The 16,736-nt window shown below is 49.5% G+C and carries 15 protein-coding genes; 7 read left to right on the top strand and 8 right to left on the bottom strand.

The features are described 5' to 3' along the window. Positions 1 to 24: 24 nt before the first annotated feature. Both HR45_RS01475 and HR45_RS01470 read left to right on the top strand, forming a co-directional pair. Positions 25 to 414 carry a tautomerase family protein gene (locus HR45_RS01475; protein WP_037438981.1) on the top strand — a complete coding sequence of 130 codons (390 nt, stop codon included), beginning with the start codon at positions 25 to 27 and terminating at the stop codon, positions 412 to 414. A 115-nt stretch (positions 415 to 529) separates the two neighbouring features. After that, positions 530 to 859, top strand: coding sequence for a DUF3144 domain-containing protein (locus HR45_RS01470; RefSeq protein WP_037438979.1), 330 nt, complete (start codon positions 530 to 532; stop codon positions 857 to 859). A 90-nt stretch (positions 860 to 949) separates the two neighbouring features. Here the strand turns inward: HR45_RS01470 and HR45_RS01465 are convergent, their stop codons facing one another. Further along, positions 950 to 1,957, bottom strand: coding sequence for a zinc-binding alcohol dehydrogenase family protein (locus tag HR45_RS01465; protein WP_037438976.1), 1,008 nt, complete (start codon positions 1,955 to 1,957; stop codon positions 950 to 952). A 122-nt stretch (positions 1,958 to 2,079) separates the two neighbouring features. Between HR45_RS01465 and HR45_RS01460 the strand changes: the two genes are divergently transcribed. Continuing rightward, positions 2,080 to 2,973 (top strand): LysR family transcriptional regulator, encoded by an 894-nt coding sequence (locus tag HR45_RS01460; protein ID WP_037438974.1) that lies wholly within the window; start codon positions 2,080 to 2,082, stop codon positions 2,971 to 2,973. On the opposite strand, the gene HR45_RS01455 is transcribed toward HR45_RS01460, so the two are convergent. Continuing rightward, complete coding sequence (locus tag HR45_RS01455; protein WP_037438972.1) at positions 2,974 to 3,588, bottom strand: LysE family translocator; 615 nt, start codon at positions 3,586 to 3,588, stop codon at positions 2,974 to 2,976. Between the two features lie 144 nt (positions 3,589 to 3,732). Then, on the bottom strand, positions 3,733 to 6,240 hold the full coding sequence (locus tag HR45_RS01450) for a TonB-dependent receptor plug domain-containing protein (protein WP_037438969.1): 2,508 nt from the start codon (positions 6,238 to 6,240) through the stop codon (positions 3,733 to 3,735). 460 nt (positions 6,241 to 6,700) lie between these two features. Here HR45_RS01450 and HR45_RS01445 point away from each other — a divergent pair, with 460 nt between their 5' ends. Next, complete coding sequence (locus HR45_RS01445) at positions 6,701 to 8,305, top strand: AMP-binding protein (RefSeq protein ID WP_052074406.1); 1,605 nt, start codon at positions 6,701 to 6,703, stop codon at positions 8,303 to 8,305. A 7-nt stretch (positions 8,306 to 8,312) separates the two neighbouring features. Here HR45_RS01445 and HR45_RS01440 read toward each other — a convergent pair whose 3' ends face one another. Next, complete coding sequence (locus tag HR45_RS01440) at positions 8,313 to 8,828, bottom strand: cytochrome b/b6 domain-containing protein (protein ID WP_037438967.1); 516 nt, start codon at positions 8,826 to 8,828, stop codon at positions 8,313 to 8,315. Between the two features lie 9 nt (positions 8,829 to 8,837). Beyond that, on the bottom strand, positions 8,838 to 9,359 hold the full coding sequence (gene hemG, locus HR45_RS01435; RefSeq protein WP_037438965.1) for a menaquinone-dependent protoporphyrinogen IX dehydrogenase: 522 nt from the start codon (positions 9,357 to 9,359) through the stop codon (positions 8,838 to 8,840). Positions 9,360 to 9,616: 257 nt separating this feature from the next. On the opposite strand from hemG, the gene HR45_RS01430 reads away from it, so the two are divergent. After that, entirely contained in the window at positions 9,617 to 10,459 is an 843-nt protein-coding gene (locus tag HR45_RS01430) for a TIGR03899 family protein (RefSeq protein ID WP_052074405.1), read from the top strand. Between the two features lie 10 nt (positions 10,460 to 10,469). Here the strand turns inward: HR45_RS01430 and cobA are convergent, their stop codons facing one another. Continuing rightward, positions 10,470 to 11,279 (bottom strand): uroporphyrinogen-III C-methyltransferase, encoded by an 810-nt coding sequence (gene cobA / locus HR45_RS01425; RefSeq protein WP_037438963.1) that lies wholly within the window; start codon positions 11,277 to 11,279, stop codon positions 10,470 to 10,472. 280 nt (positions 11,280 to 11,559) lie between these two features. Here cobA and HR45_RS01420 point away from each other — a divergent pair, with 280 nt between their 5' ends. Further along, positions 11,560 to 12,495, top strand: a complete 936-nt coding sequence (locus HR45_RS01420) for a phospholipase A (protein ID WP_081933350.1) — start codon at positions 11,560 to 11,562, stop codon at positions 12,493 to 12,495. A gap of 18 nt (positions 12,496 to 12,513) precedes the next feature. Next, entirely contained in the window at positions 12,514 to 13,956 is a 1,443-nt protein-coding gene (locus HR45_RS01415) for a S41 family peptidase (RefSeq protein WP_037438961.1), read from the top strand. A 330-nt stretch (positions 13,957 to 14,286) separates the two neighbouring features. On the opposite strand, the gene HR45_RS01410 is transcribed toward HR45_RS01415, so the two are convergent. Together HR45_RS01410 and cysI are read right to left on the bottom strand one after the other, a co-directional pair. Beyond that, positions 14,287 to 15,042 (bottom strand): phosphoadenylyl-sulfate reductase, encoded by a 756-nt coding sequence (locus tag HR45_RS01410; protein ID WP_081933349.1) that lies wholly within the window; start codon positions 15,040 to 15,042, stop codon positions 14,287 to 14,289. Further along, a complete protein-coding gene (gene cysI, locus HR45_RS01405; protein ID WP_037438957.1) occupies positions 15,035 to 16,729 on the bottom strand; it encodes an assimilatory sulfite reductase (NADPH) hemoprotein subunit in 1,695 nt (564 codons plus the stop codon). The genes HR45_RS01410 and cysI overlap by 8 nt, the downstream gene beginning before the upstream one ends. Between the last annotated feature and the right edge of the window lie 7 nt (positions 16,730 to 16,736).

Raw genomic sequence — 16,736 nt, 5'->3', positions numbered from 1 at the left:
TTTTAAGTAACGGGGAAAAACAAGATGCCATTGTTAGTATTTGATGTAGTTGAGGGGCAAAATGTCAGTGACCTGCGCAGAATGCTCGATTGCGCCCATCAGGTCGTACTGGAAGTGTTTCAGGTACCAGAACGCGATCGCTATCAGATCGTCAATGAACACAAAGCAGGTTTGATGGTGATTGAAGATACCGGACTCGGCTTCGAGCGTTCACGCCAAACGACGGTACTGCGAGTATTTACTAGCCCTCGTCCTCAAGAACAAAAGCATCTGTTTATGCAACGTCTCGCCGCCGAATTAAACGAACAATGTGGTATCCGTGGCGAAGATTTAATGATCTCCTTCTTCAGCAATGAACGTGAAGATTGGAGTTTCGGCATGGGCGAAGCCCAATACGCCACAGGTAAGTTATAAGCGGCATAAGTATTCGCTAAAATATCTGCTGAGAAGTTGCGCGCTTTGCTTTAGAATTGCGCGCTTTGCTTTAGAATTGCACGGTTTTTTTATAACAACACAAGAGAGCGGACGTATGACAGACGCCAATAAAGACACCACTATTTTTGAACTGGCCGATCAATTTATTGCGCTTGCCAATGAGTTAAGCCAGTCAGAGCAAGATGTCGGTAAAGTAGGTACCGCATTGCGCTTTGCCGCAGCGCGTTACAATGCCTTTGAAGCAGCGATTAAGTCTTCTGATTTAGCCGCCGAGCGAGACAGCGCACTACAGTGGTTTGCTAACGAATATCGTGAGATGCTGCAGGATAACTTGGACGATCATATCGCCAATCCGCCACAAGCGCCTGCTGCCGAGCAGGAAGCTGCGCCAGCAGATAACAGCGTGCAACAATTCCAACCGTAATTGCGGAGAATTGCGGACATAAAAAAGGGGCTAAACAGCCCCTTTTTGCTTGTTGGAATTTATATAAGAGTAAAGCAAGTTGCGGTCTGCTTAAAAACCGTTTAACACAATCTTTCCACGCGCCTGATGCGACTCAAGCAACTGATGCGCTTTGAGAATATTCGCCGCATTGATGCTGCCAAATTGCTCAGCCACGGTGGTGCGGATCTGCCCATCATCGACTAGCTTAGCGGTGGCGGCGAGGATCTCATGTTGGCGCTGCATATCTTCGGTGCCGAACATCGAACGGGTGTACATAAACTCCCAGTGCAAGGATAAGCTTTTACGCTTCAATAACTTAATATCAAACACTTGTGGGTCATCAATAAGCGCCAACTTCCCCTGCGGTCTGAGCGCATCTACAATGCGCTGAATATGTTCATCGGTGTTATTCAGCGACGCCACATAGTGCACGCCATCAATGCCGAGCGCTTGCAGTTGCGGAATAAAATCCTGATGGTGGTCAATCACATGGTCGACACCTAATTCTAGCAACCACTGTTTAGACGCTTCACGGCCAGCGGTCGCCACCACAGTTATATTGCTAATGCGTTTGGCTAACTGCACCAGAATTGAACCAACACCACCAGCAGCGCCGACGACCAGCAGCGTTTTCGCCGATTCATCATCAGTAAGCGCAAGACGGTCATACAACAACTCCCATGCTGTGAGGGTTGTCAGCGGCAAGGCTGCAGCTTCGGCATCGCTGAGACTGGTGGGCGCCAAGGCGGCAATACGCTCATCAACTAATTGATATTCCGCATTACTGCCGGGACGAGTTAAATCGCCGGCATACCAGACACGATCACCGACCTTAAACAAACTCACCTCACTGCCGACGGCAGTAACAGTTCCTACAGCGTCCCACCCCAGTACCTTATAGCCACCTGCGTCAGCACTGACATTGGTGCGAATTTTGGTATCAACCGGATTAACAGAAATCGCACTCACCTGCACCAGAATATCGCGCGCTGCAGGGCTAGGCATTGGCAATTCGATATCCGTTAAGCTGTTTTCAGCCCCAAGCGCATGCGCTTGCTGGTAACCAATGGCTTTCATGGAGTTTCCTTAATCACGCGAGAAAATATGCCCCTAATCTAACGATGTTGTTTGCCTTGAAAAACCACTAAAATTGAATAATAGTTTTAAAAAATTTTTGAAAATAAACCGGTGGCACTGGAATGCTAAAAGGCTTGCAAGATCTTCAAATATTGTTGGAAACCGCTCGACAAGGCAGCCTCTCCAACGTCGCACGCTCAATGGACATGACGCCAGCGGCCATAAGCGCGGCCATTAAGCGAGTGGAACAACAACTGGGGACTGTGCTATTTGTGCGCTCAACCCGCAACCTCAGATTAACGCCGCAAGGTGAGCAATATCTGCAGCAATGTGAGCAGGCATTAACGACCTTAGCGAACGCAGAGGCACAGTTACATTCACAGCACACCCGCTTGCAAGGGCAACTGCATCTGTCGTTGCCATCTGATCTAGGTCGTCACCAATTTATGCGGCTACTGGATGAATTTTTGCAGTTGTATCCGCAAGTCAGCCTCAAATTGCAGGTCAGTGATCATCTGAGTAACCTCTATCGGCAACCACTCGACCTACTCATTCGTTATGGTGTACCCGCAGATTCCAGCCTGATTTCACTGCCATTAGTCAGTGACAACTGCCGGGTGTTGTGTGCCTCGCCAGACTATATTGCACGCCATGGCAAACCTGACTCACCATTAGCCTTGAGTGAGCATAATTGCCTCTGCTTTATGCTGGCCGATAGATTACACAACCGCTGGCAGTTTAGTCGTGATGGCGAAGTATTGAGGGTGGAAGTCAGCGGCGATCGCAGCGCCGATGATGGCGAAATGGTGCATCGCTGGGCGTTAGCAGGGGCAGGCATTGCCTATAAGTCCCACTTGGACGTGAGGGATGATTTGGCTGCCGGTCGCTTGCTGCCATTGTGCCAAGACTGGCAAGGAGAAGCGGCGCCCTTGAATATGTTAGTGCCTGATAGGCGCCAGCTATCACCACTGATTAAGGCGCTGCGACAGTTTCTTCTGCAACGCCTGCATCATTAATTAAATCGATACCACGACCCGTACTGCCAACAGCAATAACACCACGCCGGTGATTCTATCGATCAGTTGCGCTTTAGCGCGCAATTTATCGAGCACTTTGGGCTGTGACAACATAAAGGCGATAATGGTGTACCACAGACCATCAACAATCACTGGCGTCAGTACAATTAAACTCTTGCCGCCACTGTGCTGCGCCGCCAGCACAAACTGGCTGAACAGCGCCATAAAGAACAGCATGATTTTGGGGTTCAATAACGAAATGGCAAAGCCATCTCGCGCAGCTGCCCACGCGGATACGGGGGCACCACCCGCGAGCTTTTGCTGCATACCACCTTGCGCCGTCAGCGCTTTCCAGCCCAACCAAGCTAAATACAGGCCACCCGCCAGGGCAATTGCATTGAACAGCATCGGATAATGTTTAAGTAGTGCCGCAAGGCCAAGCAAAGTAATCAGTGCATAAATGCCGATACCGATCGAATGTGCCCACGCACACATGATGCCACGGCTACGTCCGCCACCTAGGGTATGACGCACCACCATTGCCAGACTAGGACCCGGTGACATTGCGCCCAATGCACATATGGCTAACAGCCCCAGCCACATACTTAAACTCATACTCTTTCCTTGCTGCCTGCAACTTGTTGAATAAACACGCACTATAACGTATTCAGCGCGTGACTCAGAAGCGCTAATCCCACACACAAAAATAAAAAAGGGCAATAGACAGCGCCTATTGCCCAATAACCACGTCAAGGATGGTTAAAAACGGTAGTTCAGACGGCCGTAATAGAAGCCGCCGTTAAAGCCATATGGCGAAGTCACCGGATATTTCGCACCAGCAATACCTGCCCATGGGTTTTCGTCTGGATAGGCATCAAACAAGTTTTGCGCCCCAATCGATACACTCCAATCGTCGTTGATGTCATAGCCAAGCTCAGCATCGACAGTAAAGGCACTGGACACATCAATTGGGAGATCACCATCTGAATCCAAGTGGTTTTCCCAGTAAGCACCGTAGTAGTTCACCCGCACCATTGAGCGCAGATTAGCAGTGACTTCCTGGGTCCACGTCAGTGAGCCTTTGTGGTGTGGAATTGCTTCTTCCAGCGCTTTCACTTTAGCGTCACTGATGTTTTCTGGATTGAAGTCATCAACCTCAGTCTTAGTCCAGTTATAGGCCAAAGAGAAGTTGCTGCCATCAAACCAATCTGGCGCATAGCTAATCACTAAGTCGATACCTTGAGTCGTGGTATCAAAGTCGTTGGTGAAGTAACGCACCGCTGAGTAACTGCTAGCATCCAGAATGCCTTGGGCGATCAACGCATCACGGTCATCTTGCGTTAACTGCAACGCAGAGGTTTGCGAAATACGATCTTTTAGCTTGATGTTGAAGTAATCCAACGTCAGGAAGAACGTATCCACATTCAACACACCGCCCACCGACAAGTTGACTGACTTTTCCGGATCCAGTGGCTTGCCCCCTTTTTGCACCGAAATTGGGTTCGTCGGTGGCAAGGTTGCTTGGTCCTGCAGTCCATTCGGGCCAAAGGAGGTCGACACGTTACGCACGTTGCTTTGACCCACGGTTGGCGCACGGAAACCAGTGCTCGCCGCGCCGCGCAATGAGAAGTACTCATTCACGGTCCAAATGGCTGATAACTTGCCGTTAGTGGTGGAACCGAAGTCGTCATAGTCTTCGTAACGTACTGCACCCGTCACCAACAAATCCTGTGTCAGTTCTTTTTCCACATCGACGTAGATGGCGTAGTTATCGCGGCTCCACTTACCAGCGTCTTCTGGCTTAAAGCCGGGGAAGCCGTTGGAACCGATACCAAAGCCTTGCGAAGCCAATGGGCCGATTTCAAACGAGTATTGATCACCGTTATAGATCTCAAAGGTTTCGCGGCGGAATTCCGCGCCCATGGCGATGTTCCAGCTTTCGATACCGTAGTAATCAAAATCGACGTTCACCCCACGCTCAGTTTCAACATAACGGCCAGGGTCAAAATCATTTGGCGTATCTGGGCCTAATGACGCGTTGACCGTGTTTTTGATGTAGAAGTCGGAATCGTTGTTACCGTATGAGAACGCGGCATCGTAACTCCAGTCAGTCGACAGCTCGCCTTTCATACCCACAACGAACGACGCGTCCTTCACTACACCGCCAAAACGAGGCGTAAAGCCGCCGGGGAACATTTCAGTGAATGAGTAACAGCTATCTGATGCTGCAGCGTCAGCAATGCTCATGCCTTCGCAACCGCCAGACATGTCACCCGTCAAATCACCGATCAGCGGCGTAGCGCCACCATCATTGCTGTATACACCGCTGCGGTTTTCTGGGTTACGGTAATAGAAGCCGCCTTCGACATCGCGACGCGCCCAGTTACCAAACAGATACAGTTTATTGTGGTCGTCTAAGTCCAGGCCTGAGTTAAAGAAGAATTTAAAGTCTGATTTAGTTTTTGGCGTGCCCCATACCTGAGCTGGCTCCGGCACCGCCAGATTACCCGCGTCAATCAGCGCCTGTGCATCATCACGCTGCACACTGCGGTTAGTATCGTCCTGCTCTTTGTATTCAAAACTCAGGTTGGCAAAACCAGCCGCAGTAAGTGGCAAACCGACGTTGGCGGCAATCTGCCCCATACCACCGTCGCCTTGGTAATATTGACCGCTACGCAACTCAATTTCGCCGCCTTCGGCCGCATCTTTGAGCTGGAAGTTAATCACCCCGGCAATCGCATCTGAACCGTATTGTGCCGCTGCCCCATCACGCAGTACCTCAACCTGTTTCAACGCGATCGCTGGAATCACTGAAATATCGGGACCTTGTGCACCATCAGAAACACCACCACCTTGGAATGCAATCACAGAAGCACGATGACGGCGCTTACCATTGACCAATACCAAGGTGTGATCAGGTGCCAAACCGCGCATATTTGCCGGACGAACTAAGGTCGCCGCATCGCTGATTGGCTGTGCGTTAACATTGTAAGACGGCACCACCTTCCCCATCAGATCATTCATATCTGTGGCGCCGTTCTTAGTAAACTCTTCATTGCCGATAATATCGACCGGTACTGGCGATTCGCCCACTGAACGCGGCGCAGCCCGTGACCCCACCACGGCGATGCGTTCTACGTTAGATGTAGCACTGCTAGTGGCCGCCGCATCATCCTCTGCCATCACTGGTGCCGCTAATGCCATTGAAACGGCCAAGCTGATGCTGCTCAGCATCCACGTATTTGTGTTCTTATGTTGTTTCTTCATTCTTTAGTGTCTCGCTATATTTTTATTGTTGTGCAAGGGTCATGCTAGATGACGCTTTGCCCCACCTCGGTCTCCCAGCGCGAAAATCACACCAAAACCCAAAAATGGCAACACAAATGTAACATTGAGCACAAAATTCCAAAATACCGATTATTGAATATTTAATTATTTAACCATTTTTTATTCTTATATTTAATAACGGAAGGTAATGAGTGATATATGAACACCATTTAAGCAAATGATTAATAAATGCGCATTATTAACAAATGTATACTTAAGCCAGTAGCGCTTAGTGGTTGTAAGCAAATGAATCTTTGCAATAAAGCGAAAGTCGTAGGACGTATCCGCCAAAAGTCAGATGCGCGATCGAGAAAAAAACTCTATGCTCAGTAACAGCACTTATCCTTTTACGCCAATGAGTTGATGGGCGTCTTGCCAACAACCTGAAAAAATCTGCCTTATGACAACTGTACCGCTGCAACAACCCGCCAGCACAGTGCAACAACCCGCATCACTGGCACAATTGATTGAACAGGTGTGTTTCCGTTTTTCCGATAGGAGCGCATTTTACTGCCGCGGCGTATCACTCAGTTTTGCTGAGCTTGAACGGGACTCGCGAGCATTCGCCGCTTGGTTACAGCATTATACCCAGTTGCAGGTCGGTGACCGCATCGCACTGCAATTGCCCAACTGCTTACAGTATGTGATTTGCGCTTATGGTGCCCTGCGCGCGGGATTGGTTGTAGTGAACACCAACCCACAGTTCACAGAGTCGGAACTCATCGCGCAATTTAACGATGCACAAGTGCAAGCCTTAGTGGTGATTTCGGACCTATTACCGGGGCTTGCCAAGGTCAGTATGAATACGCCGATCACCACGGTAATTTCGACCCACTTGCAGGATCTGCACAAACCGGTGCCGCAGCCGAGAACGGCGCTGCAAAATGTGGAATTTAATCGGGTACTCGCCGCTGGACGCAGTCTGGTATTTACGCCAGTGGCGCTTGAGGGCAACGCCTTAGCCTTATTGCAATACACCGGTGGTAGCAGCGGCACAGTAAAAGGGGCGATGCTCAGCCACCATAACCTGCTTGCCAACCTGTCGCAGTGCTATCAACGTCTGCAACACTACATCAGCGAAGGCGCAGAACAGTTATTGTCTCCTTTGCCTATGTACCATATTTATTCGTTTATGGTGCATCTGCTGTATTTCGCGCACGGGGCAACCGCCACCCTACTGCCTACATTGCGCAATTTAGATGAGATGGTTGAGGTGTGGACACTAAAACCCGCAACCTGCTTTGCCGGGTTAAGCAGCCTATTTGCTCCACTGTGTCATCATGCAAAATTTCAGGAGTTGGATTTCAGCCAACTAAAACTCACCCTTGCAGGTGCTACCAGTTTGTCAGAAGTCGCGGCCAAACAGTGGCAAAGATTAACCGGTTGTGCCGTCAATCAAGGTTATGGTCTCAGTGAAACCTCGCCCGTGGTCACCATCAACTTGTATGGAGAGCAACTGCCATTAAGCATTGGCAAACCTGTGTCTGACACCGATATTCGTATCGTGGATGATGATGACAATCAGGTAACCAGTGGCGAGTGCGGTGAACTGTTAGTGAAGGGGCCACAATTGATGCAAGGCTACTGGCAACAGCCACAGGAAACAGCCGCCGTCATCACCGCTGATGGCTACTTTCGTACCGGCGATATGGTACGCGAAGATAACGACGGCAATTTGTATGTTGTCGATCGCAAAAAAGACATCATCATTGTGTCGGGAATGAATGTTTCGCCTGCGGAGGTAGAACGCGTGCTGATGAGGCATGAAGATGTGGTACAAGCCGCTGTTTTTGGCGTGCCACACGAACGCACTGGTGAACAAGTACAAGCACGTATCGTATTAGCGCCAACGACCAAACCCAATCCTGAACTTGAAGCTCAACTGCAGCAACTTTGCGAAGAGCAATTAGCGCCTTATAAGATCCCTAAGCTCATGCAGTTTGATAACGAGCTGCCGCTGAATAATGTGGGCAAGTTATTGCGGCGGCAATTGACCGACAAATAACACCCAGTTAATCGCGTACTAGATCAATTAGATGGCTCAAAGCGCAGATCACGTGCACGATCAGCAGCCCGATAAACCAATGAGCGGCGCTATGATGCCAGAGACGCCAACTTGCCGCGTCAGCACTGCCTTGGGTCAAAAACCATAGTGCGCCAGTCACCCCCGTTAGCAGCAGTGATAACACAGTAAAGCCCTCGATCAGGCTGAAGAGACCTGCACCACCGGCTGATGGCACTTTACCTTTGCTCAGGCCTTTAATGTCATTGAGAATCGGGCGCCACGCTAATGCTAGCCACGGAAAATACAAACGCCAACGACCATGCACACACAGCTTGGCGAAGAATATCAGCGCGAGGACTGCCGCTAGCCAGCCGAGCCACACATGGGATAGGTCCCAGAAACCAGCGTTATCGGGAATACGCCGCAGCATCATCAGCTTTGAGCTTCCGATTAACAGGAAGGCACACAGTAACATCAGCACCAGATGCACCGACTGCACTAACAATGCAACTAAGCGTTTCATTAACTTCTCCTAAGCCGCGGCAAATTGTTCAGCAAATGCGCTCACTTTCTGCCAATCGGTAAATTCAACACAGGTGTTAGGATCGGTTGGGCCTTTGGTGATCCACATAATGAAACGAATGATATTTCTGTCCATGGCGCCATAGCCCTGATAGTTGAGGTTACCGCCAAATACCGCCATCAACTGTGGCTTCCAGCCAGATTTTTCCAAAAACGCCTGCATATAAGGGTTAGTTTCTGGTGTGTTCTTGGCGGGTTTACGGGCGACCAGACTGACAGAGAAGAAACCACTGACTTTAGTTTCCAATAGCGTTTGGTGTTCGCGAATAAAATCGTACACATTGGTGCGATGCTTACCATGGCGAATACTGGCACCAATCAAAATCTTGTCGAAATTCTCTAGCGCTGGCGCTTCTGCCACTGGCGCCAATGTCACCTGTTCACCATGCTGGCGTAATTGCTCCGCCATGGTGTTACAAATCTTCAATGTTTGTCCATGGACTGTGGAGTAAAGAAGCAGTGTTTTAGTCACTTTAACCCCTGAGTGTTCATAATGTTAGCTAGTCGTATGTTAGGAGCATCATGCCATAAATTACATGAAACAGATCACGAGCATTCGCTCCGATGCTGACCAATCCGCTGATTTTCAGGAGAGTTCACAAAATACTAAAGAAACACTAAGGTACAAAAAGTGGCACAATCAATTGACATATTTGTTACGCAGTTTACTGGACAACAAATTCATTTCATTGCATAAAAAAGCAACATCAAGAAAGAGATACGCCAGCCATGAGCGACGATAATCGAACACTGGAAAGTTCAGCCCATGTGGAAACACATATAGAGATGTCAGCCCGCAAGAAGGTGTTACGCCTAGGACGCTTGTTGGGACTCGCCTCAGAAGCAGATTATCAGCCGGCTAATGCTACGGTATTGGATCGCGCCCACATGCGCCAGCGTAAACAACTTGAACAATATCAACGTAATCTCGAAGCCATCTATGCGATGACCTTGAGTTATACCCCCTCGGATGTCACCGGCGCAGAGCTCGATGCCGATTGGATACATCAGTTTTTCGCCATGGCAGAAACAATCCATAACCACACCATGCAGGATTTGTGGGCACGTATTCTGGCCAGCGAAATCGTCCAACCGGGGAATTTTAGCCTGCGTACCTTAGAAACATTAACCAAGCTCACGCTCAAAGAGGCGCATATTCTTGAAAAAGCCCTTGGTATGGCAGCCAGACTCAACCATGAATCACGGCTGAAATTGATCAGCGGTTATCGACTCTCGGGCGGCATTGGTCACTATTTTCGTAAGCAGAGTCATGTCAATTTGGGGCTATCTAATTTTGGAATGCCCTACTCTAACCTGCTGACGCTGGTGGATGCGGGCTTACTACATCGCGGTGAGTTTGAAACCGGATTATTGGCGCCGAAATCAGCCGTTGAGCTGCATTTTCCCCACAGCACTATCACGCTGAAGCCCAAGTCTGGGCATCTGCTATTTAACTATTATCGACTGAGTCCTGTAGGGGAAGAACTGGCGGCGTTGGTAGCGCCTAAGATCGACGACGCTTATCTGAGCGCTATGCGCGCCTTGTTTGCTAAAGACTTCAGCATTAGCTGATGCTTGAGTATTAGTTTTCTAGTAGCTGCGGCAACGCTTGCTGTGACAGCTGCTGTTCAAACCAATTCAGCTGTGAAGACAGCGTCACTACTTCACCAATAATAATCAGCGCTGGCATCTGCAATTCAGCTGTTTGCGCCAATTGGCTCAACTCACCAAGCGTGCCGATAAAGCTGCGTTGCTCGCGGGTACTGGCTTTGGAGATAATAGCAACTGGCGTAGCAGCGCTGCGTCCGGCCGCCAACAAGCCTTGTTGAATGGTGGCGGCATTGATAATGCCCATGTAAATCACCAAGGTGTTATCCGCTTGCGCGTAATAATGCCAATCAACTGGCTGGCCATCCTTCTGACAGTGGCCGGTGATAAAGGTTACCGAACGGACAAAATCACGATGGGTCAAAGGAATGCCCGCATAGGCAGACGCACCTGAAGCAGCGGTAATGCCGGGCACGACTTCAAATTCGATATTGGCTTCTATCAGCGCTTGCAGCTCTTCGCCACCACGACCAAAGATAAAGGGATCGCCGCCTTTCAGGCGAATAACTTTGGCGCGTGTATAGGCTTTTGTGACCAACAAACGGTTGATCTCTGCCTGTGCCGCACTGTGTTTACCAGCGCGCTTACCCACTTTGATTTTTTCTGCATTGGCTGGGATTAATGCGAGAATCTCGTCACTCACAAGGGCGTCGTATAACACCACATCGGCTGACTTCAGCAAGCGCCATGCTTTCACCGTCAGCAAGTCGGCATCACCGGGACCAGCCCCCAGCAGATACACTTTGCCTTTTACCTGATTGTCTGACAGATGTAGCAGTGCCATCACCAAATCTCCCCATGAGTAATGACTGCACTATAACGAGGGATTTAAGCATAGATAAATATAAATTAATTAGTTTTTATAACCAAAGGAGATAACAGAACTAAAATACTGTTGAAAAATTAGCCAATGAATAACAAAGCTGTCATCAAGTTAATCGCTAATTTAACAGAATATTAGGCAAGCCTAAGCGCTTATGTCATGATTTCAAACGCGATGTTACACTCCAGCACATATTAAAAATTGATTTCAAGTGATTGACTAAAAAGGGAGTTAATAGTTTATGCACTTCAAATTTTCGCCGTTGCTTTGGGCCGCCTTCGCCAGCTATTTCATTGTCAGTCAAAGTTGGGCTGCCGACGACGCAGACAAATCCGAAACCGCACAACAACCCCAGCAACCCTCATTGTTGGAGCAGCGGGTCGCAGATGAGCTTAAGGCCAGCGATAATCCTTTTGTGATCACACCTCACAAGGTGAATTACTTTTTACCCTTTACCTACAGTACCTCTGTTAACGACGCGCCTTTTGCCGAAGAAATGGAACAAGATGGCTATTCACTTGATCACAGCGAAGCCAAATTCCAAATCAGCTTTAAATTTCCATTGGCATATAACGTCTTTGGCGACAATGGCCATCTGTTTTTTGCTTACACCAACCAGTCTTGGTGGCAGGTATATAACAAAGAGATCTCCTCGCCATTTCGTGAGACCAACCATGAACCAGAATTTTTTATGGTGTTTAATAACGACTGGAAAATCGGCAGCTTTACCAACTCGCTCTGGGGCTTTGGTGTCGTACATCAATCCAACGGCCGCTCTGGTACCCTGTCCCGCAGTTGGAACCGTGTCTATGGCAATATGATCTTTGACAGCGGGCCATTGGCTTTCTCAGTTAAAGCATGGTGGCGGATACCGGAAAGCAAAAAAGAGGACATTTACGATACCAGCGGTGATGATAATCCCGATATCAACCGCTATATGGGTAATATCGAATTAACTGCCCTGTATGGTTTGGAACGACATAGATTTAGTTTGATGCTGCGCAACAATCTGCGTAGCGAAAACAAAGGGGCGTTACAGCTTACTTGGAGTTATCCAATTCTGGGGAATTTGCGCCTTTATGCTCAATACTTTAATGGCTATGGCGAGAGTCTGATCGACTACAATGTGCACACACAACGTATCGGCATCGGCTTTGCGCTGAACGACCTACTCTAGCAAAAAGGTGAGTAATCAGTGTTTAAAGGTGGCTTCAGGGTCATTCTCTACCTGTTTTGGATGGCGCTGCTGATCAGCGCCATCCAGCTTGCGCGTTTTGCCATCCAGGATCCGCAACAACGCGACATTCTCACGAACCGCCAATTGCTACAAGATCTGCAGCTACTCCAGCAGCAGATCCGCCGCTTTAGCGCCTTTGCTGTTCTTAAGCCGCAGGTTAACAGCCAAATTGAGCAGGCGATAGCCGCATTGGCGCAACGCTATCCAACCCAACTCAGCCGCCAGCAACTCAGCATTGAGGTCGCCAAGCTGATGACACTGCTGACCGATCCTGCCGCCAGCATCTCCCCTTGGCCACGAGAATCCCATCTGCCTTTGATATTACGACAAATGGACCACCGCTGGTTGGCGTTGAACGAGCAACAACAAGCGTTCGATAGTGAGCGCCCATTTGTGACCCATATTGACGGTATTCCGATGCAGCGCTGGCAACTCGCGGCCCAACAACTGTTAGCCGATGGTGCTGAACGACCGCAGCGACTGGCTAGGATGATGGCGCAAACTGTGCTGCTGCGGCAACAAATTGGCTTAAGCGCGAGTGACAGCGTGCGGGTAACACTGACGAATGACGAACTGACACCTTTGTCAGTCACCATGCCATTAGCCACCAGCCCAACAGCACCCACCTTAGCGATGAGCCGTTGGCGTTTGTTAGCGCCCAATATTCAACTGCTGCGCAATGACGATCTCGATTCCTTCGAATCAAATCGTCAATTACGTCTCGATCTGCAAAAAGCGCTGGCGGCAGACACCTTGGTACTGGATTTACGCCATGCTGATGGTGTCAGTTCAAGTTTGTTACAACTCTTGGCAATCAACCATGAAAATCCCAGCAGCCAACCCGCTGGCTATGGTCGCTATAAGCGGCAGCCACAGCTACGCAACGATTTTCTCGCACCGTTTGGCTACCAAGCATTATCGCGTTTCAACTTGTTTCCGAGTGTCAAAGTGCGTCTGATGCAAGCGAGCAATAGTGAGTTGAGTGACTGGTTTGCCAGACCGCCATTGGTCAGTAGCACTCAGGCAGAGGCAATCTCCTCTATCAATCAGTCGCCACAACAGCTGTTGTTATTGATAGGGCCACAGTGTCGCCACGAATGTGAGTGGTTGGTGCATGCAGCGGCAAACTGGCCACGTACTTTATTGTTGGGCAGCAAAACCTTGGGAGACTTTGGCCGAACCCATCAATTTAGGTTACCCGCCAGTGGCTTGAATGTGCAGTTCAGTGCATCGCTTGCCTATGACAGCTATGGCAACCTGCTGTCTGGCATTGGCACTGCGCCAGATATCGAAATTAATACCGATGGTACTGTTGACTGGCCGTCACTGTTAAAAGCGCTGCGGCATTACCGCAATAATGAAATCAGCCACCCGCATACGACGCCAACAGAGACTCGTTAAAACGAGAAATCCCGGACAACCTTAGGCTATCCGGGATATGGAAGAAGCTTTGATGCTGCGCTAACAAGTCAATCAAAGCGTGCAGTCACTGCTCAATAAGCTGAGCAACTCAATCACCGCTAACGACAAAACCATTAATGCTGCCTGCCAAGGGCCAACACTCAAAAGAGCGTCCGATACAGCGGGTAATGTCATTTTCCCCTATGGGAATTTCTGAGTATAACGCAGAATATTCCGCTGTGAATAAATTTGTGCATTATTTGAGCATAAATTTATATTTAACAATTAACTCAATAAGTTAAACGTGGCAAAATTAACGGTTCAGCCGTATTAAATTTCGTAGTGCAAGCCACATTCCCGCTTCAAACCGTTAAAGCGCGTTTCTTCCTCCAACATGCCGGGTTCCAGCGGTTTAGTGGAGTGAATATCGCCGACAGAGACATAGTTTTCATACCACAATGGATGATATGGCAACTCATGATCGGTCAGGTACATATGCACATCACGATCGCTCCAGTCGATAATCGGCAGCAGCTTAAAGCGTTCACCGTGAATGGCGAGGATCGGCAAGGCTTCGCGAGTCGATGATTGGCTACGACGCAAACCGGCAAACCAGCTGCCTACCTGCAACTCTTCCAGCGCATGTTTCATTGGCTCAACTTTATTCATGCGGTTATACAGCTCTAAACCTTCTAGGCCTTTTTCCCACAGTTTGCCAAAGCGCGCTTCTTGCCACGCAGGCGTCAACTCGGAACGATAGATTTTGACGTTCAGCGTTAAGCGTTCGGTCAACTCATCAATAAAGCGATAGGTTTCTGGAAACAGATAGCCAGTATCAGTAAGAATGACCGGAATATCGGCACTCTGACTGCTGAGCAGATGCAACATCACCGCCGCCTGAATACCGAAGCTCGATGACAAAGCATGAGTGCCGGGCAAATAAGCTAAGCCCCATGCCACTCGCTGCTCGGCCGTAAGCGCCTGCAGATAACGGTTGATCTGTTCAAGTTGTGCTGTTTGCTCAGCTTTATCTTGCTGCAGCAGCGCGACAAGATCGGCGCTGCTGACGGGTGATGCATTAGCCATGAAAATCCTTAGCAGCATCTATCACTGCTTTGACAACACCGATACGCACGACAAAGTCACCAAAGCTTTCATCTGCGTTACGCTCACTGGCGTATCGGCCAAATAACTCGTCCAACTCGGCGAGGATTTCCGCTTCCAGAATATTCTCACGTACCATTTTGTTGAGACGGGTCCCTTCAAAACTGGCCCCTAAATAGAGGTTATAACGTCCCGGCGCTTTACCTACTAAGCCGATTTCGGCGGCAAATGGACGAGCACAGCCGTTCGGACAACCGGTCATGCGCACCACAATCGGCAATTCACTGATACCGTGCTTTGCCTGCAGCGCTTCAACCTTGGTCATAAACTCAGGGAAGTAACGCTCAGATTCCGCCATCGCCAACGGGCAGGTTGGCAGCGCCACACACGCAATAGAGTGTTCGCGGGTGGTGGTGAGCACATCACCGAGCAAGCCGTACTGACGCGCCATCGCTTCAATGCGGTCTTTTTCCGACTCAGGCACGCCAGCAATGATCATGTTTTGGTTGGCGGTCATGCGGAAGTCGCCTTGGTGCACTTTGGCAATTTCACGCAGGCCGGTTTGCAACATTTTGCCGGGCTCATCTTTGATACGGCCACACTCGATGAAGAAAGTCAGATGCCATTGATCATCAATGCCTTTGACCCAACCAAAGCGATCGCCGCGATCTTGCAGTATTACATCGCGCTTCGGTTGGAATTTCACGCCGGCGCGTTTTTCCACTTCCGCTTTAAACGCTTCATAGCCGTGATCGACGATGGTGTATTTGAGACGCGCACGTTTACGGTTCACGCGGTTACCCCAATCACGCTGGGTGGTGACCACCGCTTCGGCAAACTTGATCACATCTTCTTTGTTGATAAAGCCAAAGTCATCGGCCAGACGTGGGAAGGTTTCTACTTCACCATGAGTTGAGCCCATGCCACCGCCAGCAGTTAGATTGAAGCCGACCAACTGGCCATTTTCGGCCACCGCAATCAAACCAAAGTCATTGGTATAGACATCGACATCGTTATCCGGTGGGATCGCTACCGCCATTTTGAATTTACGTGGCAGGTAGGTGTCACCGTAAATCGGTTCCACTTCCTCTTCGGTGCTCAGCAGTTTTTCTTTGTCGAGCCAGATTTCCGCATAGGCTTGGGTATGCGGCAGCATGTGCTCAGACAGATGCTTAGCAATTTCGTACACCTCAGCGTGCAAATCAGACTGTACCGGATTCGGGTTACACATCACGTTACGGTTGACGTCACCGCACGCGGCAATCGCATCCAAGGTGGCACGATCCAGACTCTGTACTAACTCTTTCAAATTGCGCTTTGGAATACCGTGGTATTGGAAGGTCTGACGCGTGGTCAAACGGATGCTGTTAGAGGTGGTTAGCTGGCGCGAGATATCATCCACCGCCAACCACTGTTCAGCACTACAAACACCGCCGGGCACGCGAGCACGCAGCATAAAGCTATACAGCGGCTCCAGCTTTTGTTCTTTACGTTCATTACGTACGTCACGGTCATCCTGCATATAGGTACCGTGGAATTTCAATACTTGGGTATCATCATCGCTGATAGCGCCAGTGACGCTATTGGCCAGACCTTCTTCGATAGTGCCGCGCAGATGACGACTGCGTGCCTTGATATATTCGTTTGCCGCTAATTTTTGCTCACTCATGACTTAC

Source organism: Shewanella mangrovi (assembly GCF_000753795.1).
Taxonomy (GTDB): Bacteria; Pseudomonadota; Gammaproteobacteria; order Enterobacterales; family Shewanellaceae; genus Shewanella; species Shewanella mangrovi.
The sequence above is the reverse complement of the archived record's forward strand: the minus strand, read 5'-3'. Positions and strand labels throughout refer to the sequence as shown.